The following is a 19,193-nucleotide window of genomic DNA, read 5'->3' as shown; positions in this document are numbered from 1 at the left end:
TTGGCCACCGCCAGACATCACTTCATCGTATTGGCCTTAGCGCATCAACGCCGAATTATAATGACTGATTGCGTAGCTCGCCGTGCGCAGATCTCAATCCTGACAGGGGCCACATGAGCATCGACCCCAGCGCCTTCTATGGCGCCCTCGCCCACCCCACTCGGCTACGCGTCCTGATGCTGCTCGGACAATACTCTGAGCTCTGCGTCTGCGAGTTGACCTATGCGATTGGAGTGAGCCAACCGCACATCTCTCGTCATCTAGCGCAGCTCCGAGAGCAAGGACTGGTGACCGATCGGCGCGCCAGCACCTGGATCTACTACCGGATCAATCGCAGCTTGCCAGCCTGGGCCCAAGCCGTGCTGCGCGAGACGCAAGCCGGCCTCGAGTCCAGCCAACCCTTCGTCGACGACGCCACGGCATTGAGCACGATGCCAAATCGCCCAGACGCACCCCGCTGCGCCTGAGCACGCACCACTGACGCCAAACGGGCATCAGCCGCTCGTCATGATTCCGTAAACATTTGGTCATCCATATATTCGAGGAACGCTATAGACTAGGCCGACCGCTGAGATCCACCTGCACCCCGGAGACCAGAATGCGCCTGCCTGTTCCATTCGCGATCACTGCCTCGGTATCTGTTCTTTGCGTCTCCCTGCTCGGCGGCTGCCAGCCGCAACAGGATGACACCGCCGACCAGCCTCCAGCGACGACCAGCGCGGATGCGGTCACCGCCGCCGGCTCCTCATTCGCAGCCCCGCTGTTCAATCAATGGCTCGAGGTCTACGGCACTGAGCATCCAGACCTCAGCCTAAGCTACGACTCGATCGGCAGCGGCGCCGGCATCGAGCGCTTCCTCGCCAGCAGCGTCGATATCGTCGCCACCGATGCGCCCTTGCTCGGCGATGAGGACAAGCAGTTTGAAGGCCACTTCGCGCAACTCCCCATCACTGGCGGCATGATCGCCATCGCCTACAACCTGCCGGGCGTGCAGGGGCCGATCAACCTGCCGCGCGCTGTCTACGCCGACATCTTCCTCGGCAAGGCCTTCCGCTGGGATGATCCACGCCTGGTCGCCGCCAACCCTGGGATCAACCTGCCGCCGAAGCTGATCCAGGTCGTCGGCCGCCGCGATTCGAGCGGCACCACCTTTGCCTTCACCAACCATCTCGCCGCGATCAACAAGGACTGGGCCGCCGGCCCCGGCGTCAGCAAACGCATCGACTGGCCGGGCGGCGCCATGGAAGCGCGTGGCAACGAAGGCGTCGCCCAGCGCATCAAGGTCACCGAAGGCGCTATCGGCTACGTCGAGGCCGGCTTCGCGCAGCGCCTCGGCCTCTCACTCGCCTGGTTGGAGAACCAAGCCGGCGGTTACGTGCAGCCCAACGTCGAGACCGGGCGCCGCGGCCTCGCCGATGGCTCTGATCACCCCCCAAGCGATCTGACCCGCACCATCCCTGATCCACAGGGTGCCCGATCCTATCCGATCGTCACCTACACCTGGGCGTTGGTCCGCGATGCCTACGAGCCCTCAAACAAGACCAGGGAGGTGCACGATCTGATCCGTTGGACGTTGACCGACGGCCAGCAATACGCCGAGGCATTACGCTACGTGCCGCTGCCAGAGAATCTCGTTCAAGCAGCCCTTGCCGAGCTGGATCGCCTCTAGCAAACGCCTCACGAGACGACTCACCTAACACTCATGGCGCAGCGCCACTCCGGAAAATGAATCGCTTGAGATTCACGTTAACGCTCATGGCGCGGCGCCACCCCGAAAAATGAATCGCATGAGATTCACCTTATCTCCCGGAGGATGACGCTTGATCACCCGCATCGGCATCAACGGCTTCGGCCGCATGGGCAGACTGGCACTGCGCGCAGCCATCGACCGCCAGGCAAAGGCAGCCACCAAGCACCAGCACCCAGACCACAACCTGGAATTCATCCGCATCAATGAGATCGCCTGCGACGCCGCTGGCTCAGCCCATCTGTTGCAATTCGACTCGGTCCATGGCCGCTGGAGCCAGGATTGCCGCAGCAGCCAAACCGGCAACGCTGAGCAGATCCGCATCGACGGACAAACCATCGCCTACAGTCAACACAAGACCATCGCCGAGGGCGACTGGTCCGACTGCGACATCGTCATCGAGGCCACCGGCAAGCACCACAAACAGCCAGAACTGCTGCAGGGCTACCTCGATCAAGGCGTCAAGAAGGTCTTGGTCGCCGCGCCGACCAAGGGCGCACTCGACATCGTCTACGGCGTCAACCACCAGCACTACGACCCCACCGCACACCCGATCGTCACCGCCGCCTCCTGCACCACCAACTGCCTCGCGCCCGTGGTCAAGGTCATGCACGAGCAGGTCGGCATCCGCCACGGCTGCATGACCACCATCCACAACATCACCAACACCCAGCGCATCGTCGACCTCGGCCACAAGGATCTTCGCCGCGCCCGCGCCTGCGGCCAATCGCTGATCCCGACCACAACCGGCTCCGCCAAGGCGATCACCAAGATCTTCCCTGAGCTTGAAGGCAAGCTCAACGGCCACGCCGTGCGCGTGCCGCTGCTCAACGCCTCGCTCACCGACTTCGTCTTCGAGGCCGCGCGTCCAGTGGCCGCCGAGGAGATCAACAGCCTGCTAAAAAGCGCTGCCGACGGCGAGCTGGCCGGCATCCTCGGCTACGAAGAGCGCCCACTGGTCTCAGTGGACTACCTCAACGACCCCCGCTCATCGATCGTCGATGCCCTCTCCACCCTGGTCATCAACGACACCCAGGTGAAGCTCTACGCCTGGTACGACAATGAATGGGGCTATGTGAACCGCATGGTCGACATCGCCGAGATGCTAGCCGCCTCTCTCTGACGATCCCCACCCCCCATCCCAGGCATCGAAGACGGGATCGGGTGGCACTGCGCGCGGGTGTGCGCAGCAGGGAGCTGCGCCAAGCCTCCAAGGACGGATTCACGGCGTCCCGCGCGCAGCGGTACCCGATCTCGTCCTGCGACGACGCCAGAACCCAAGCGCCACAACCCCTCGCGCAGACTAATCCACGAGCGCCGATCAAGACCCCGTCATGGACAAGAACACCCGCAACTACCTCACGGTCACCGCCGGCTACTGGGCCTTCACCATCACCGACGGCGCCATCCGCATGCTGGTGGTGCTCTACTTCCACCAGCTCGGCTACTCGCCCTTCGAGGTCGCGATGCTGTTCCTCTTCTACGAGGTCTTCGGCATCATCACCAACCTGGTCGGAGGCTGGCTCGGCGCGCGCATCGGGCTCAACCTCACCATGCACATCGGCATGGGCCTGCAGGTCATCGCGCTAATGATGCTCACCGTGCCCGACGCCTGGCTCGGCGTGGTCTATGTGATGGCCGCACAGGCGCTCTCCGGCATCGCCAAGGATCTGAACAAGATGTCGGCCAAGGCAACGGTCAAGACCCTGACTGGCGACGGTCCAGCAGGCGAGTCCAAGCTGTTCAAATACGTCGCGATCCTGACCGGCTCCAAGAATGCACTCAAGGGCGCGGGCTTCTTCGTCGGTGCCGCGCTGCTGCAAGGGTTTGGTTTTCGCAACGCGTTATTCATCCTCGCTGGCGGGCTGTTCCTGGTGATGGTCATCACCATCGCGCTGTTGCCCTCGGGCGTCGGCAAGCTGAAGGAAAAGGCCAAATTCACCCAGGTCTTCTCCAACACCCCGGCGATCAACTGGCTCTCCGCGGCGCGCTTCTTCCTGTTCGGCGCCCGCGATGTCTGGTTCGTCGTCGCGCTGCCGGTCTACCTGTATTCGGTGTTGAACTGGGAATACACCGCAGTTGGCGCCTTTCTTGCGCTCTGGGTGATCGGCTACGGCTTCGTCCAGGCCGGCGCTCCAGCGCTGATTCGGCCAAACAAGCAGGGGCATGGACCAAGCGGACGAACCGCGCTCCTCGGCGCCTTGCTGCTGGCAGTAGTCCCGGCTGGCATCGCCCTCGCGTTGAGCGAGGGACCAGCACTGGCCTGGCAGCCGGCGCCGGTCCTGATCGTCGGGCTGATCCTGTTCGGCATCGTCTTCGCCATCAACTCTGCCGTCCACTCTTACCTGATCCTGGCCTATGCCGATGCAGACAAGGTCGCCCTCAATGTCGGCTTCTACTACATGGCCAATGCCGGCGGCCGACTTGCGGGCACCCTGCTCTCCGGGCTGATCTACCAAATGCAGGGGCTTGAAGGCTGCCTCTGGTGGTCAACCGGCTTTGTGCTCGCCGCCGCACTGCTCTCGCTCTGGCTGCCGCGCACGCCCCAAGCCGCGGCGATCAAAGCCGTCGCGCCACAGCCTGGACAGGTTCAGGTCGACGGCGTCGTCGAGCCGACCCGGCGCGCCGAGCTCTATGCACCGATTGACGGGCGGCTGCAAGCCTGCACGGTGCGCGAGGGTGATCCGGTCCATGCCGGTCAACGGCTGCTCAGCATCGTACCGACCGCCGATGAGCTGGCCGAACAGCCGATCGAAGCCCCCTGGGACGGTCGCATCGCGCGTCTGCATGCCCGTGTCGAAGGGCGGGAGATCGCGGCGCAGACACTGCTGGTCGAACTCTTCGATCCAAACAGCCTGGTGCTGCGCTTTGCCGTTGATGGACAGCAGGCGATCGGCCTAGGCGTCGGCCAATCGGTGCAAGTACAGTTCAGCGCCGCTCCAGACAGCCTCATTGAGCTCAGGATCACACGGACATGGCCGGCCCTTGAGCCGGAGACCGGCCAGCGTGTCTTCGAGGCCTGGATTCCCCCGCAAGCCGATCTCGCCATAGGCATGAAGGCGCAAGTCCGGGCCAATCCCGCCATCAGCTTGCAACTGCCAGCGAACAGCCTCGATGGTCTAGCGAGCCCCTCCGGTATCCTGGCTGCCCATGGATCAGGCCCTCAAGCCCAAGCCTAACGCGCATGGCAGCGGGCCAGAGCCACCCTGGCAGATGCATCATATGAGATTCAGATTCACCTGCCTGGGGCCGCATCACTCCGGCAGATGAAGCGCGAGAAGTTCATATTAACGAGCTTTAGCCGCACTAGGTGACACCTTGGTTACATGCGGTTAATCATATATACGAAATCACAGATCTGCTAGGCTTGCTGATCCTTGGCCGCATCCGAGCGAGCCGCCGGCCACAGCAACCCCAGTCTGGAGCACCCGCATGCCCGACCCCTTCGCCTGGCTTGGCGACCTCATCGCCTACTCGTTATTTGGCCTAAGCCAGGACTCAGCGATGGGCTCGGCATTGCAGTTCTTCGTCATGGATGTGGCCAAGATCTTCGCGCTCTTAGTCATCATCATCTATCTGATGGGCCTGCTACGTGCGCTGGTCTCACCGGAACGGGTGCGCGAGTTCGTGCGTGGCAGACCAGACTGGCAGGCGCGCGGCATGGCGGTAGGACTGGGTGCGGTGACGCCCTTCTGCTCCTGCTCCTCGGTGCCACTGTTCATCGGCTTCGTCGAGGCCGGCATCCCGCTCGGCGTGACCTTCTCGTTCCTGATCGCCTCGCCGATGATCAACGAGGTCGCCGCAGTACTGTTGATCGGCATCCTCGGCTGGAAGCTGGCGCTGCTCTATATCGGCGCCGGGCTCATCGTCGCCTGGTTTGGTGGCATCATCATGCAGCGCTTCAAGCCAGAGCGCTGGGTCGAGGACTATGTCTGGAAGATCCAGATGGGCGCGCTGGCCATCCAGCGCCCGGATACCAGCCTGCTTGGCCGGCATCGGTTCGCGGTCGCCGAGGTCAAGGAGATCCTGCGCCGGATCTGGAAATGGGTGTTCATCGGCATCGGTGTCGGCGCCCTCTTCCATGGCTTCGTCCCGGAGCAATGGGTGGTCGACAACCTGGGTGATGGTCAGTGGCTCGCGGTGCCGGGCGCGGTGTTGATCGGCATACCGCTGTATTCCAATGCGACTGGCGTGATTCCAGTCGCCGAGGCGATGCTCGGCAAGGGCGTCGCGGTCGGCACCGTGCTGGCGTTGATGATGAGCATCGCCGCACTCTCAGTGCCGGAGATGCTGATCCTACGCAAGGTCATCCGCTGGCAGGCGCTGGCGTTGTTCGCGGGGGTGCTCGGTGTGTCGTTTGTGCTGGTCGGCTGGAGCTTCAATCTGATCGCCTGAGGCACCTGAGCGATGGCGATCAAACTCGACAGCTCGACTCCAGAATGCACTGTCGGCACTGCGGCTTCAGTCGCACCGAGCAGATGCCCACCGACGCCTGTGTCTGGTTCTGGTTCTGGGAATGCCCTGAATGCGGGGCGCTAATGAAACCGAAACCAGGCAACTGCTGCGTCTACTATTCCTATGCAGACACCCCTTGTCCGCCGATTCAGACAGGCGACGGGGCTGCTGCCAATCCAATCACGAGGCGAATCAATCATGAAACAGATCAAGGTTCTAGGCTCCGGCTGCCGAAACTGCGAGGTCACCGCCAAGGTCATCAGCCAGGCCGCAGCCGAGGCCGGTGTCGAGATCGAACTGGACAAGGTCACCGATATCGGTGAGATCATGGGCTATGGCGTCATGTCCACGCCTGGTGTCGTCATCGATGGCGTCGTCGTCCACTCGGGCGGCGTGCCAGGACCCGATCTGGCGCGCGAATGGGTTCGGGGGAGTACCGACGGCGCCAGCTGATCAGAGGCACCCTATCCACCGCCGTTGTCGTTCCACCGCCGTCGCAGAGCGCTTATCCGGCTCATGACAAGGCCTCCCAGCTCGGGTAGCTGAGCCCGGGAATGCGCGGAGTGCGCACCGGCAGTCCGTGATGCTCGGCATAGGCCTCCCAGAGCTGGATCTTGTGCGCCAACCCCTCCGGCATGCCGGCGTCCATCCAGCGCAGTCGGTCCGCCCAGGTGCGCTCGCTGCGAATCAGGGGCCAGCCGTGCGTCGCCAGCCAGAGTGCTAGCGTCGGCTCCCAACCCTCGGTGGCCCTGTCTTCGCGGTCTTCGCGCTCTGCGGCTGTGCGATGGTCGTGCCAGCCTAGCCGATCGCCGTCGCGGGTCGCGCTCAACAACGGGCTCTGGTCGCAGCCGCGCAGCAGTTCGATGCGCGCCTGCTGGACCCGCACCCGCGGTGTTGGACGCTCGCGCCAGCGCACCAGGCTCAGCGCATGCTTCCAGTTGACCACCGCGAACCCGCCATCGAGATACAAGCGCACCGCCGGCGGCCAAAGCCAGTCCGTCTCCAGCCGCAGCGCGGACAGCCCCACCCGCTCCACGGCGGCAAAGAGTCTGCTCAGCAACCGCTTCGCATGCCCCTGTCGGCGGCGTTCCGGAAAGACATACAGGCTCGCGAATCCGAGGTGCGGCCCAGCCCAGCCCCAATCCCAGACCTGCAACGCAATCGTGCCGATCCGCTCGCCATCGACGAGAATCCAATAGGATCGATACCAGTCAGACTCACGCGGGTCGCTGATCCGTTCCCCGGGTAGCAGCAGGCGCGAAGACCAGGCGTCGATGTCGCTAGCGGTCATGGCACGCGGGTCCAAGGGCATGGCGGGGTTGTCGACCCGGTGATCGAGAAAACTGCACAGCTCGCAAGCCCGCCACAGGGTGCGGGCGGCGGCATCATCCAGGTCGAGCGGCTCCACCGCGGGCATCCCTGCTCGCAGTGGCTCGGCCACTTGCCGATGCAAGTCTTTCAGTTCGTCTTCACTCAACATCGGCAGCTCCCCAGTTGGTCATTCAGGATGTTCAGCGACACCGGTCGGATCGGGACTGAATTCATCTGAGTGCAGCGAGCGATGGCGAAGGATGCGCGCGGCGAGGTCTCGGAGGCCAGCCCGAACCCTTCGGTGCATGGTAACTTGACCGCTGGCTTGGCCGCTTGGCTTGACCGCTTGGCTTGACCGCTTGGCTTGACCGCTTGGCTTGACCGCTGGCTTGGCCGCTTGGCTTGGCCGCTTGGCTTGGCCGCTTGGCTTGGCCGCTTGGCTTGGCCGCTTGGCTTGGCCGCTGGCTTGACCCCGGATTGTCGCCTTGACTCCTGCCGAAGGTACCCTGATGCGCTTCTTCAACACCGAAGGCCCGATCCGCCCCGAGGACCATTACAACCTGCCACCGTTGACGCGCTGGGATCTTGACCAGGTGCTCACCCTGATCGAACAGAAGAAGTACTTCCTGCTCCACGCCCCGCGCCAGACCGGCAAGACCTCCTGCCTGCTCGCGCTGATGGCGCATCTGAATCGCGATGGCCGCTATCGGGCGGTCTATGCCAACCTGGAGGGTGCCCAAGCCTGGCGCGAGCACCTCGCCGACGCCATGGCGACCATCGTCACCGATATCGCCACCTCGGCCCAGGTCTGGCTCGGCGATGAGGAGCGGCCAAATCATGCCCGGGAGGTCTTGGCCAGCACCGCGCCCGGCTCGGCATTGAGCGTGTTTCTGAGTCAGTGGTGTCAACGCAGCGCCCAGCCCCTGGTGCTGTTGCTCGATGAGGTGGACGCCCTAGTCGGCGACACCCTGCTGTCCCTGCTGCGCCAACTGCGCGCCGGCTATCCGCAGCGCCCGACGGCCTTCCCGCACACGGTCGTGCTCTGCGGCGTGCGCGATCTGCGCGACTACCGCATCCAGGCCCGTTCCGAGCGGGAGGTCATTACCGGCGGCAGCGCCTTCAACATCAAGGCCAAGTCGCTACGCTTGGGCGACTTCAACGCCGAGGAGACCCGCACCCTGCTGCTGGAGCATACCCAGGAGACTGGACAGGTCTTCACCCCGGAGGCGCTGGAGCAGGTGTGGACACTGACCCAGGGCCAACCCTGGTTGGTCAATGCGCTGGCCTATCGCGCCTGTTTCGAGCTACCCGCCGGCCGTGACCGCAGCCAGCCGATCACCCGGGCGCTGATCGATCAGGCCAAGGAGCAGATGATCCTCGAGCGGGTGACCCATCTCGATCAGCTCGCCCATCAGCTGCAAGAGCCGCGGGTGCGGCGCGTGATCGAGCCGATGCTTGCAGGAACCGCGCTCGCTGATGTGGCCGATGACGACATCCAGTATCTGCTCGATCTGGGCTTGTTGCGCCTGCAAGATGGTGCACTGATCGTCGCCAATCCACTCTACCGCGAGGTGTTGCCACGGATGTTGGCCTTCACCCCGCAGGCCTCCCTACCCCAGATCGCGCCGACCTGGCTCAAGGCCGATGGCAGCCTCGACCCCAAGCAGCTGCTCGACGCCTTCCTCGCCTTCTGGCGCCAGCACGGCGAGCCCTTGCTCAACAGCGCCCCCTATCACGAGATCGCCCCGCATCTGGTGCTGATGGCCTTCCTGCACCGGGTCATCAACGGCGGCGGCACGCTGGAGCGCGAATACGCCATCGGCTCTGGTCGCATGAATCTGTGCCTGCGCTATGGCGCGGTGACGCTAGGGATGGAGCTGAAGGTCTGGCGCGATGGGCGCCCCGATCCCCTTGCCGAGGGGCTGAAACAGCTTGACACCTATCTGGCGGGATTGGGGCTGAACAGCGGCTGGCTGCTGATCTTCGATCGCCGCGCTGGGCAGCCGCCGATTGAGGTGCGCACCGGCAGTGAGCAGATGACGAGTCCCGGAGGGCGGGGGATCGTCTTAATGCGCGCCTGAAAGGGCCAGATCAGGCTTGGGCTTGGGCTTGGGCTTGGGCTTGGGCTTGGGCTTGGGCTCGGCCTGCCACATCGGCCCCAGCCGGCGCGGGTCTGGTCTCCGGCGGCCCAGTCGTTGGACGGCCAGAACGGCAAGATGACCGCCGAGGTGATCAGTCAGGCCGCGGCCACGGCCGACGTTCAGAGCGGATTGGAGAAGGTCACTGACAGCGCCAAGATCATCCGCTATGGTTGCGTTGTCGACACCTGGCGTTCTCGTCGATGCCCTCGTCGTCTATTGCCGTGGCAAACCTGAACCCAGGCGGAGGCGCCGATCGGTCAACAGCTGATCAATCCGATCAAACGAGACCGCTCGACCTGAGCCGATCACCGCCAATCAATCACATCTGAGACCATGACGCTCCCCGCAACCCGAACCTGGTGGCTACTCATCGCCGGCGGCAGCGCGCTGCTGGCTCTCGCGAGCATCCTGCTGACCGAATGGCTGGCGCTGCAGCCCTGTCACCTGTGCATCTTTCAGCGCCTGATTTACATGCTCATGGTGCCGTTCGCGCTGATCGCGGCGTTCAGCAGCGGGCTTGGCCAGCGCATCAGCGGCGCACTGGTCGCAGTCAGCGCCGTCGCTGGCGCGGTCACCGCGACCTATCAGACCTGGCTGCAGCAACAACCCGCCGGCAGCGTCTCCTGCGTCGGCGCCCAGATGGGGCCGTTCGAACGGTTGGTGGAATGGCTTGGGATGCAACAGCCGATGCTGTTCATGGCCACCGGTTTCTGCGAAGACCAGGGCCTCGTGATCCTCGGTCTTGCCTTGGCGCAATGGGCGCTGATCTGCTTCCTGCTGGCGCTACTTCTAAGCCTTTGGCTGCTCGTGCGATCGCGCGGGGAGCGGCGTTGAGGAGACCAATCTCAACACCAGAGCCAAGCCCTTGATTCCCTTAGGAAGTGTCCATCTTTTACTTCCCGACGCTGCTGCGACCGATTGCTGCAAAACCGGGAAGCAATTTCTGGACAGTCACTTAGAGTCGATAGGTGATACCGCTGATGAATGGCTGCGGAAGCGACTGCTAACCTGACCAATCTATACTACAGTGCGTCATCGCTAAACGATCTCAGCGGAAGCACCCCCATGGCAACCGTTCTGAACGCTCACTTCGTTCCCCTCGACGACTATTTCGCCTTGGATTCCGAGACTGCGGGCGAGCGTTGGGAGTGGCGCAACGGCGATGTCTACTGCATGACCGGCGCCCAGCCAGAGCACAATCTCTGTTGCGCCAATCTCATCGGCGAACTGCGCGCCGGGCTGCGCGGTTCTGGTTGTCGGACCTTCCCCAGCGACCAACGCGTCAAGGTCCAGGCGGGGAGTCCGTACCTGTATCCCGATGTCACGGTCGCCTGCGATCCGCGCTACACCACCATCAATGGCCTGCGCACACTGCTCAACCCGGTGCTCATCGTCGAGATCCTCTCGCCCAGCACGGCTCAGGACGACAAGGGCACCAAGTTCATGCAATACCAGACGATCGAGTCGCTGACCGATTACCTGCTGGTCGACTCCAGCGAGGTCGCCGTGCTCCATTACCGCAAGCAAGGCGAGGTCTGGACGCCGCGACTGTTCGAGCAGGCCAGTGACTCGATCGAGCTGTCGGGATTGGGCATCGCGTTACCCTTGGCCGAGATCTATCTCGATACCGGCCTGCTGCCGGGCTGAGGCCGAACGAACCCCATGCGCTTCTTCAACACCGAAGGCCCGATCCGTCCCGACGACCATTACAACCTGCCACCGCTGACGCGTTGGGATCTTGACCAGGTGCTCACCCTGATCGAGCAAAAGAAATATTTCCTGCTCCACGCCCCACGCCAGACCGGCAAGACCTCCTGCCTGCTGGCGCTGATGGCGCATCTGAATCGCGATGGGCGCTATCGAGCGGTCTATGCCAACCTTGAGGCGGCGCAGACCGCGCGCGAGGATGTCACCCGCGGCATGGCCGCCATCTGTAGCGTCCTCGGACGTTCGATCAGGCTCTACCTGAACGACCCGCGTTCTGACCAATGGCAACGCAGCGAGGGTGCGACCTTCGCGCCCGAGGATCGGCTCTCGCGGCTGTTGGAATTCTGGACCGGACTCGATCCGCGCCCCGCCGTATTGCTTTTGGATGAGGTCGACGCCCTGGTCGGCGACACCCTGCTCTCCCTGCTGCGTCAACTGCGCGCCGGCTACCCGCAGCGCCCGACGGCGTTCCCGCACACGGTCGTGCTCTGCGGTGTGCGCGATCTGCGCGATTACCGCATCCAGGCCCGTTCCGAGCGCGAGCTGATCACCGGCGGCAGCGCCTTCAACATCAAGGCCAAGTCCCTACGCTTGGGCGACTTCAGCGCCGAGGAGACCCGTACCCTGTTGCTGGAGCACACGCAAGAGACTGGGCAGGTCTTCACCCCCGAGGCGCTGGAGCAGGTTTGGACGCTGACCCAGGGTCAGCCTTGGTTGGTCAATGCGCTGGCCGATCGCGCCTGCTTCGAGTTGCCCGCCGGACGCGACCGCACTCAACCGATCACCCGGGCGCTGATCGATCAGGCCAAGGAGCAGATGATCCTTGAGCGGGTGACTCATCTCGATCAACTCGCCCATAAGCTGCAAGAGCCGCGTGTGCGGCGCGTGATCGAGCCGATGCTTGCGGGAACCGCGCTCGGTGATGTGGCCGATGACGACATCCAGTATCTGCTCGATCTGGGCCTGCTGCGCCTGCAAGACGGTGGCCTCAGGGTGGCGAACCCGATTTATCGCGAGCTGTTGCCACGGATGTTGGCCTTCACCCCGCAGGCCTCCCTACCCCAGATCGCGCCGACCTGGCTCAAGGCCGATGGCCGCCTCGACCCCAAGCAGCTGCTCGACGCCTTCCTCGCCTTCTGGCGCCAGCACGGCGAGCCCTTGCTCAACAGCGCCCCCTATCACGAGATCGCCCCGCATCTGGTACTGATGGCCTTCCTGCACCGGGTCATCAACGGCGGTGGCACGCTGGAGCGTGAATACGCCATCGGCTCTGGTCGCATGGATCTGTGCCTGCGCTATGGCGCGGTGACGCTAGGGATGGAGCTGAAGGTCTGGCGCGATGGGCGCCCCGATCCGCTGGCCGAGGGGCTGAAACAGCTCGACACCTATCTGGCGGGATTGGGGCTGGACAGCCGCTGGCTGGTGATCTTCGATCGCCGCAGCGGACAACCACCGATTGAGGTGCGCACCGGCAGTGAGCAGATGACGAGTCCCGGAGGGCGGGGGATCGTCTTGGTGCGCGCCTGAAAGGGCCAGATCAGGCTTGGGCTTGGGCTTGGGCTTCGGCTTCGGCCTTAACTCGACACCTTGGCAACGGGCTCAACGCCCTGCGCTTGCTCAGGTTCAAGTTCGACGTTTTTACCGGAGGCAGTGAAGGCGACCGAGGCGCTGCGCGGGTAATCGGCGCCGACTCGTCTGACGCCGGATCGGCAGCGAGCAGGACGCTAGGGAGCGCAAGCCCGCTCATGGCGATCAGAACGATGGCGCTCGGTGCGTTCATCAACCTCCCCTCCGCTTGAAGCCGCTGATCATCGAGCCGATGAGGTTTTCTCGATGCGATAGGCTGGAGAAGACCACGCCAAGGATGTGCAGCACGATCAGGGCCAGCGTGAAATTGGCCAGCAGTTCGTGGGCCTCTTCCAACACCTCACCCGAGGCGGCCGGCAGCCCGCTCATCAGCCCCGCCAGCGGCCCCGAGAACTCCTCGGCGCCATAGAGCGCCATCCCGGTCAACCCGGTCGCGGCCACCGATAGCAGCAAGGCGATCACCATCGCCCCGCCGGCGGGGTTGTGGCCGAGGTAACGCGGAGCGCGAAACCGCAGGGCATCCTTGATATAGGCCAAAACCTGACCAGGTCCGCGCACGAAGTCGCCGAACCGGGCATGCTCGGTGCCGATGACACCCCAGACCAGACGGATGGCGATCAGGATCAGCACCAGGTAGCCAGCCCAAACATGGACGCCGAGCAGGTCGTCCTCGACGATGAAGGCGGTCGCGAAGCCAGCCGCCAGCGACCAGTGGAAGATGCGGACCAGCGGGTCCCAGACGCGGACCCGCGTGCTGGGGGTGGCTGTGTCGGTTTTGAGTGAATCGGCCCCGGGCTGGACTGCAGTCTGCGTCGTCATTGGTTGGCTCCCCTGATGGACGGTTGGTCAGTCGGTCACGATGGGTCGCGACCTTGGGAGCAGGTTAACGAGGTGACGCTGACCGAACCCTGCACGCCACTGTCAGCGAACGGTCAGGTTCTGGTCGCGCATGCTTGCTGAGGCGGCCGGCAGACTGAGCCGCACCTCAAGCCCGCCAATCGCAGCGCTCCCGAACGCCAAGCTGCCGCCGTAGGCATCGACCACATCGCGCACGATGGCGAGTCCGAGTCCGCTGCCCTCGGTGCGTTGGTCCAGCCGCAGACCGCGCTCGCCGAGCCGAGGCCATTCAGCGGCCGGCACACCGGGGCCATCATCGCTAATCCGGATCTGGATCGGATCAGCGCTCTGCACCTGGATCTCGACCCGCGCCGCCGCCCAGTGCGCGGCGTTCTCGAGCAGGTTACCGAGCAGTTCCAACAGATCGCCGGGCATCAGCGCAGCCAGTGCCGGCTGCGGAGCATCCACCGACCAGTCGATCCGCTCGCCGAAGGGCGTGCGGCGCAGGGTGCGCAGCAGGCGCTCGATGGCGTCCCTAACCTCGGCCTGGGCCTGATGGCTGGCGGTGCCCGAGCGCAAGCGGGCGCGGATCAGCTCGCGATCGACGCGGCGACGCATCGCCTCGGCGAGCTGGTCCAGATCGCGAGCGAGTGCCTGGTTGCCCTCGATGCGCAGCCGTTCGGCATCGGCGCTCAAGGCCGCGAGCGGGGTCTTCAGGCCATGCGCCAGATCAGCGGTCCAGGCGCGGGCGCGCTCGACCGCTTGCTCGCGCGCGGCGAGCAGCGCATTGACCTCGCTGACCAAGGGCATGACCTCATCTGGATAGGTATCGGCGAGCCGCTGCTCATCGCCCGAGCGCACCGCGCCCACGCCACGACGTAGGGTCTCGAGCGGCGCTAAGCCGGCGCGGATCTGGGCCAGGGTGGCCAGCCCGAGCAGCAAGGCCAGTAGTGCCAGATAAGGCAAGATGTCGGCGGCGAATGCATTACGCGCGCGGCTCAGCTCATCGGCATCGATGGCCGTGATCAGCCGCAGCCGGCGACGGCCACTGTCGTGCTCGAGCAGGATCAAACGCTCGCGCACCAGCACCGCCTGGCCATTCGGCCCACCATTGGGGCCCGCAAGCCGGTGAGCATGGACGGTGCCGGGCTCGGGTTCATCCAGCGGCAAGCGCAGCAGGCTGTCCCAGAGCGACCGAGAGCGGGCGATACCGAACTGGCGGCGCTCGGGCGCGGTGTCGTCATCGATCTGCCAGTAGAGCCCGCCAAGCGGATGCTCGAAGCGCGGATCGACCGGTGCTGGAACAACCTCCAGCTGCCCTTCTGCACTGATCTGAATGCTGGCCGCCAGCTGATCCAGCTGGGCCTTGAGCTCAGCGCCGATGCGCCGCTCGACATGACGCTCGAACAGCGCGACCAGACCAGCGGCGGCGACCAGCAGGGCCAAGGTTATGGAGATCGCGGCCGCCAGCCCGAGTCGAGCGCGCAGGGAACGGCGGGTCATGGCTCGATCAGATACCCAAAGCCACGCTGGGTCTGGATCAGTTCGCCGCCGAGCTTGCGCCGCACCCGGCCAACCAAGACCTCGACCGCATTGGATTCACGCTCAAAATCCTGCGCGTAGAGCTGTTCGGTCAGTTCCAGCTGGGAGATCACCCGTCCGGCATGCTGCATCAAGTAGGCGACCAGCCGGTATTCTTGTGGCGAGAGATGCACCGGCACCCCATCGCGACTGACCTGCATCCGCCGGGTATCCAGGCGCAGACCACCGATCTCGAGCAGCGACGAGGCCTGGCCGGCCGAACGGCGCACCAAGGCGCGCAACCGCGCCAGCAGTTCTTCCATCTGGAACGGCTTCGGCAGGTAGTCATCGGCGCCGGCGTCGATGCCTTCGACCCGCTCCTGCCAGTCGCCGCGGGCGGTCAGGATCAGCACCGGGAAGCGCTGACCAGCACCGCGCCAGCGCCGCAGCACCGAGAGTCCATCCATGCGCGGCAGCCCAAGGTCGAGGATCACCGCCGACCAGTGCTCGGTATCGCCGCGAAACCAGGCCTCCTCGCCGTCGCTGACACGTTCGCTGACGAAGCCGGCCGCGTCCAGTGCCGCACCGAGACCGACCGCGAGGCGGTCATCGTCTTCGACCAAGAGGATACGCATGGGTTGGCCTGCCGTTAGCGATGTTCCTGTTCGACCTCGATCAGACTCGCATCGCTAGCATCCATCTCGACTTCGAGCAGGCGGCCATCGGGGGCAATGATCTTCAGCTCATAGACCCAACGCCCGCGCTCCTGCTCGAGTTCGATCTCGACCACATCACCAGGGACCTCGGCGCTGACCTTGGTCAGGATCTCGGTGACGGGGAGAATCTGGCCGGCTTCGAGTGCAGTCCTCGCTTGATCATGATCCTTAGGGCTGGCCTGGGCGTTAGCGCCAACAAGCAGCGAGCCAAACAGCAGGCTGCTAGAAAGGAAGGTCGCGGCGGTGGTGATAATCGGGCGTTGAGACATGGCGGGATTCCTCGATAGCTCGTGGGGGCTGACTGTGGAGCCAAAGTCTGCATCAACCGAGCTGACGAAAGGCTGACAGGTTGACGAGGGTATGAGGGTATCGAGCTGAAGCGGTTTTCTGGCCGCCAGCGCGACCGATCTATAATGCAGTGAGTCATCACTCAAAGCTCTCAGCCGAAGCAACCACATGGCAACCGTTCTGAAAGATCGCTTCGCCACTGCGCACGGATCACCACTATCACCCGTGCTACTCACGACTCAGGAGATCGATGCCGCGCCGATCGATCTGCTCGAGCACCTTGCCTCCACCACGCGCCACGCAGGTGAGCGGATCTTCCGCAACCACCACTGGCAGACAGGTCTCCTCGGCAATCAGGCGATCGATATCGCGCAGGAGCGCGCCGCCACCCGTGATGACAATGCCGCGCCCGGCAACATCCGCCCCCAGCTCCGGCGGCGTCTGTTCGAGCGCCTGTTTAACCACCATCACAATCCCCATCAGCAGCTCCTGCAAAGCGTCCAGGACTTGTTGGCTATTGAGCGTGAAGCTGCGCGGCATACCCTCAGTGAGATTACGACCCTTGACCTCGACCTCATTAACCTCGCTGCTCGGAAAGGCTGATCCAATACTGTGCTTGATGTGCTCGGCTACCGCCTGGCCGATGACGCTGCCGAAATGGCGGCGCACATAACTGATGATGACGTCGTTAAAATTGTCACCGCCAATTCGAACTGACTGGGAGAACACAATCCCATTCAATGAAATGACCGCAACCTCCGAGGTTCCGCCGCCAATGTCCAACACCATCGAGCCGCGCGGCTCATGCACAGGCAGCTCGGCGCCGACCGCCGCCGCCATCAACTCGTCAATCAGATAGACCTCACGTGCACCCGCCCCGATCGCCAGCTCCTTGATCGCGCGTCGCTCAACCTGAGTCGAGCCGCAGGGCACGGAGATCAGCACACGCGGGCTGGGACGAATCATCGACGACTCGTGCACCTTTTGCAGAAAAAACTGCAGCATCTTCTCGGTGATGGTGAAGTCAGCGATCACGCCGTCCTTCATCGGCCGGATCGCGGTCAGATTCTGCGGTGTTCGCCCGAGCATCCGCTTTGCCTCAGCCCCGACTGCGACCAGCATCTTGCGACCAGTCGCGCTATCCTGACGAATCGCGACCACCGAGGGCTCGTTCAGCACAATCCCTTGCCCACGGGTATAGATCACCGTATTCGCCGTTCCCAGGTCGATCGCCAAATCGTTGGAAAAGAGTCCTCGAAAGCGCCTCAACAACATCAAACGTTTCCTCAACAGCAGGGAACACTACCCTAGCGCCCCCTAGAATCATCGGCCTGACAAGCATCATCGCCCTAACGCGCACCCATGGCGCGGCGCCACTCCGGCAGATGAATCGCATGAAATTTACGCTAACACCGCGGCACCCTGAGACGACGATGCGCAAGCTCACCACCGCAGGGCTGACCTTGCACCTCGACCAGCACGCGGCCGGAATCATCGCTCAAGCACCAATCAGCGATACCGATCTCCTCGCTGATAAAGAAATGCCGCACCGCCAGCCGCTGCGGGCGCAGCAATGGCATCCGATGCAGCACACGGTTATCAAGGCTTAGCCGCAGTCCGCCAGCCGCCGCCTCGATCCGTCGCCGCAACGGCCGTTGCACACCGAGTACCGGATCGTAAACCCGCTCGGACCAGTCTAGCCGAAGACTCTCCGCCGGAAAACGCCGCTGCCGCAGCGCCCCATCCTGCTGCCAACAGACCTCGACATAGCGTAGCGCCTGGCTGCCAGGATAGGTCTGCAGCACCAGTGCCTCGCTCGTCTCCGGCTTGGGCACAAACAAAAAGTCCCAGCCCTGCAACGGCAACGGCCGAATCCCGAAGCTATGCTCGGCATAGCCGCTCGCGGCCTGCCAAGTCACCGCCTGCGCGCCAGACGCAACACGCGCCCGCAATGCGGCCGATGCGTAGCAGGGATTGCTGCCGCCTGGCGCCTCGGCACATCCGTCTAGAAAGCCGGGCTCGAGCATCAGCTCGCCCTCGGACCAGGCCATCGGCGATGGGCATTGAACCCGCCAATGCGCGCTCAAGGCCCGGCCAAGCCAGCCATCAAGACGCGTATCGACCGCATTAGGCAAGGCCGCTCCTTGCACACCAACATGCGAAAGGCGCAGCTTGAGTCCCTGCCCCGACTCGACGACGAGCGATGCCTCCGCGCCACTGGTTTGGCGGAGCTCGAGACAGCAGCGGGCGTCGCCTGCGCGCACGCTAACCCGAGGCGAGTCTGGTCCGGACGGATCGAAGGCGCAGGCCTCAGGCGCAAACAGATGCATCCAGCACAGCTCCGCCGTCTCGCCACCAAACAGAGGGCCGCTCTCGTTAGCCGCGGCAACCGAGCACGGCAGCCGCGGACGATCCACGACGCCAGCAATAATCAACAGCAGGCCACCCTCAGCGATGCGCTGAAAGCGACGCTCGGGATTCACCAGCGCCAAGCCGACGATGCCGTGAAACGCCGGCGATAGCACCGCAAAGTAGCGCCACTCGACGAAAGACCCCCGTGCTAGCCCGAGCAGCGAGGGCGGCGCGATCGGGATGGGACTCGCCGGCTCAGTCGCCGCTATCGAGTCAGATCTTGGGTGAACTCGATTGCGTGCAAGCACGCTCGCTGACAAATACTCTTGATACAACGGCCACTGCCACTGCATCACCTGCCACCTATCAACGCTCACTCGTCCGGCCTCTGACGCCGATCAAACTAGACTTGTGACTAAATAATATTTTTTTATTTTTCAGTAACCTGACGAGCATTCTTTCAGTAAGCTTTTTCAAAACAACAGCTTAACCTTGAAAAGTTATAATTCGACCCTATTAATAATTGAATGG

17 protein-coding genes and 2 pseudogenes are annotated in these 19,193 nt (G+C 63.8%); 12 read left to right on the top strand and 7 right to left on the bottom strand.

Going from position 1 to position 19,193, the window contains the following annotated elements:
- The first annotated feature begins 113 nt into the window (after positions 1-113).
- The 7 genes and pseudogenes from CCR96_RS08365 (at position 114) to CCR96_RS08340 (ending at position 6,655) form a co-directional block, all read left to right on the top strand.
- Positions 114-467: an ArsR/SmtB family transcription factor gene (locus CCR96_RS08365; RefSeq protein WP_201219680.1), complete on the top strand. Its 354-nt coding sequence runs from the start codon at positions 114-116 to the stop codon at positions 465-467.
- 131 nt (positions 468-598) lie between these two features.
- Positions 599-1,669, top strand: a complete 1,071-nt coding sequence (pstS, locus tag CCR96_RS08360; protein ID WP_201219679.1) for a phosphate ABC transporter substrate-binding protein PstS — start codon at positions 599-601, stop codon at positions 1,667-1,669.
- 151 nt (positions 1,670-1,820) lie between these two features.
- Positions 1,821-2,870: an ArsJ-associated glyceraldehyde-3-phosphate dehydrogenase gene (locus tag CCR96_RS08355; RefSeq protein ID WP_201219678.1), complete on the top strand. Its 1,050-nt coding sequence runs from the start codon at positions 1,821-1,823 to the stop codon at positions 2,868-2,870.
- Positions 2,871-3,081: 211 nt separating this feature from the next.
- A pseudogene (arsJ, locus tag CCR96_RS08350) lies at positions 3,082-4,302 on the top strand (organoarsenical effux MFS transporter ArsJ); the annotation flags it as partial.
- Positions 4,303-5,179: 877 nt separating this feature from the next.
- Positions 5,180-6,142, top strand: a complete 963-nt coding sequence (locus tag CCR96_RS08345; protein WP_201219676.1) for a permease — start codon at positions 5,180-5,182, stop codon at positions 6,140-6,142.
- Between the two features lie 44 nt (positions 6,143-6,186).
- Positions 6,187-6,381: pseudogene (locus tag CCR96_RS24500) on the top strand (GDCCVxC domain-containing (seleno)protein); the annotation flags it as partial.
- Positions 6,382-6,400: 19 nt separating this feature from the next.
- Positions 6,401-6,655: a thioredoxin family protein gene (locus CCR96_RS08340; protein WP_201219675.1), complete on the top strand. Its 255-nt coding sequence runs from the start codon at positions 6,401-6,403 to the stop codon at positions 6,653-6,655.
- A 61-nt stretch (positions 6,656-6,716) separates the two neighbouring features.
- Here the strand turns inward: CCR96_RS08340 and CCR96_RS08335 are convergent, their stop codons facing one another.
- Positions 6,717-7,682 carry a GNAT family N-acetyltransferase gene (locus tag CCR96_RS08335; RefSeq protein WP_201219674.1) on the bottom strand — a complete coding sequence of 322 codons (966 nt, stop codon included), beginning with the start codon at positions 7,680-7,682 and terminating at the stop codon, positions 6,717-6,719.
- A 340-nt stretch (positions 7,683-8,022) separates the two neighbouring features.
- Between CCR96_RS08335 and CCR96_RS08330 the strand changes: the two genes are divergently transcribed.
- The 5 genes from CCR96_RS08330 to CCR96_RS08310 all read left to right on the top strand — a co-directional run bounded on the left by CCR96_RS08330 (position 8,023) and on the right by CCR96_RS08310 (position 12,888).
- Positions 8,023-9,594: an AAA-like domain-containing protein gene (locus tag CCR96_RS08330; protein WP_201219762.1), complete on the top strand. Its 1,572-nt coding sequence runs from the start codon at positions 8,023-8,025 to the stop codon at positions 9,592-9,594.
- Between the two features lie 114 nt (positions 9,595-9,708).
- Positions 9,709-9,888 (top strand): hypothetical protein, encoded by a 180-nt coding sequence (locus tag CCR96_RS08325; RefSeq protein ID WP_201219673.1) that lies wholly within the window; start codon positions 9,709-9,711, stop codon positions 9,886-9,888.
- Between the two features lie 99 nt (positions 9,889-9,987).
- The gene (locus CCR96_RS08320) at positions 9,988-10,488 is read left to right on the top strand and encodes a disulfide bond formation protein B (RefSeq protein ID WP_201219672.1); all 501 of its coding nucleotides are present in this window, start codon (positions 9,988-9,990) and stop codon (positions 10,486-10,488) included.
- Between the two features lie 231 nt (positions 10,489-10,719).
- On the top strand, positions 10,720-11,301 hold the full coding sequence (locus CCR96_RS08315) for a Uma2 family endonuclease (protein ID WP_201219671.1): 582 nt from the start codon (positions 10,720-10,722) through the stop codon (positions 11,299-11,301).
- 15 nt (positions 11,302-11,316) lie between these two features.
- Positions 11,317-12,888, top strand: a complete 1,572-nt coding sequence (locus tag CCR96_RS08310) for an AAA-like domain-containing protein (RefSeq protein ID WP_201219670.1) — start codon at positions 11,317-11,319, stop codon at positions 12,886-12,888.
- Positions 12,889-13,140: 252 nt separating this feature from the next.
- Here CCR96_RS08310 and CCR96_RS08305 read toward each other — a convergent pair whose 3' ends face one another.
- From CCR96_RS08305 to CCR96_RS08280, 6 genes are all read right to left on the bottom strand, one after another.
- Positions 13,141-13,767 carry a cytochrome b/b6 domain-containing protein gene (locus tag CCR96_RS08305; protein WP_201219669.1) on the bottom strand — a complete coding sequence of 209 codons (627 nt, stop codon included), beginning with the start codon at positions 13,765-13,767 and terminating at the stop codon, positions 13,141-13,143.
- A gap of 102 nt (positions 13,768-13,869) precedes the next feature.
- Complete coding sequence (locus CCR96_RS08300; RefSeq protein ID WP_201219668.1) at positions 13,870-15,288, bottom strand: sensor histidine kinase; 1,419 nt, start codon at positions 15,286-15,288, stop codon at positions 13,870-13,872.
- Positions 15,285-15,941, bottom strand: a complete 657-nt coding sequence (locus tag CCR96_RS08295; RefSeq protein ID WP_201219667.1) for a response regulator — start codon at positions 15,939-15,941, stop codon at positions 15,285-15,287. Before CCR96_RS08295 ends, CCR96_RS08300 begins: the two co-directional genes overlap by 4 nt.
- Positions 15,942-15,955: 14 nt before the next feature.
- Positions 15,956-16,291, bottom strand: coding sequence for a PepSY domain-containing protein (locus CCR96_RS08290; protein WP_201219666.1), 336 nt, complete (start codon positions 16,289-16,291; stop codon positions 15,956-15,958).
- A 247-nt stretch (positions 16,292-16,538) separates the two neighbouring features.
- Positions 16,539-17,585, bottom strand: coding sequence for a rod shape-determining protein (locus tag CCR96_RS08285; RefSeq protein WP_274601090.1), 1,047 nt, complete (start codon positions 17,583-17,585; stop codon positions 16,539-16,541).
- Positions 17,586-17,716: 131 nt separating this feature from the next.
- Entirely contained in the window at positions 17,717-19,039 is a 1,323-nt protein-coding gene (locus CCR96_RS08280) for a hypothetical protein (RefSeq protein ID WP_201219665.1), read from the bottom strand.
- Between the last annotated feature and the right edge of the window lie 154 nt (positions 19,040-19,193).

The organism is Halochromatium roseum, from assembly GCF_016653315.1.
Taxonomy (GTDB): Bacteria; Pseudomonadota; Gammaproteobacteria; order Chromatiales; family Chromatiaceae; genus Lamprobacter; species Lamprobacter roseus.
The sequence above is the reverse complement of the archived record's forward strand: the minus strand, read 5'-3'. Positions and strand labels throughout refer to the sequence as shown.

What these genes read in the sequence shown, in the direction of transcription:
- CCR96_RS08365 (WP_201219680.1), top strand. Translation starts at nt 114, where the DNA reads ATGAGCATCGACCCCAGCGCCTTCTATGGCGCCCTCGCCCACCCCACT.
- pstS (WP_201219679.1), top strand. Translation starts at nt 599, where the DNA reads ATGCGCCTGCCTGTTCCATTCGCGATCACTGCCTCGGTATCTGTTCTT.
- CCR96_RS08345 (WP_201219676.1), top strand. Translation starts at nt 5,180, where the DNA reads ATGCCCGACCCCTTCGCCTGGCTTGGCGACCTCATCGCCTACTCGTTA.
- CCR96_RS08340 (WP_201219675.1), top strand. Translation starts at nt 6,401, where the DNA reads ATGAAACAGATCAAGGTTCTAGGCTCCGGCTGCCGAAACTGCGAGGTC.
- CCR96_RS08335 (WP_201219674.1), bottom strand. Translation starts at nt 7,682, where the DNA reads ATGTTGAGTGAAGACGAACTGAAAGACTTGCATCGGCAAGTGGCCGAG.
- CCR96_RS08330 (WP_201219762.1), top strand. Translation starts at nt 8,023, where the DNA reads ATGCGCTTCTTCAACACCGAAGGCCCGATCCGCCCCGAGGACCATTAC.
- CCR96_RS08320 (WP_201219672.1), top strand. Translation starts at nt 9,988, where the DNA reads ATGACGCTCCCCGCAACCCGAACCTGGTGGCTACTCATCGCCGGCGGC.
- CCR96_RS08315 (WP_201219671.1), top strand. Translation starts at nt 10,720, where the DNA reads ATGGCAACCGTTCTGAACGCTCACTTCGTTCCCCTCGACGACTATTTC.
- CCR96_RS08310 (WP_201219670.1), top strand. Translation starts at nt 11,317, where the DNA reads ATGCGCTTCTTCAACACCGAAGGCCCGATCCGTCCCGACGACCATTAC.
- CCR96_RS08305 (WP_201219669.1), bottom strand. Translation starts at nt 13,767, where the DNA reads ATGACGACGCAGACTGCAGTCCAGCCCGGGGCCGATTCACTCAAAACC.
- CCR96_RS08300 (WP_201219668.1), bottom strand. Translation starts at nt 15,288, where the DNA reads ATGACCCGCCGTTCCCTGCGCGCTCGACTCGGGCTGGCGGCCGCGATC.
- CCR96_RS08295 (WP_201219667.1), bottom strand. Translation starts at nt 15,941, where the DNA reads ATGCGTATCCTCTTGGTCGAAGACGATGACCGCCTCGCGGTCGGTCTC.
- CCR96_RS08290 (WP_201219666.1), bottom strand. Translation starts at nt 16,291, where the DNA reads ATGTCTCAACGCCCGATTATCACCACCGCCGCGACCTTCCTTTCTAGC.
- CCR96_RS08285 (WP_274601090.1), bottom strand. Translation starts at nt 17,585, where the DNA reads ATGTTGTTGAGGCGCTTTCGAGGACTCTTTTCCAACGATTTGGCGATC.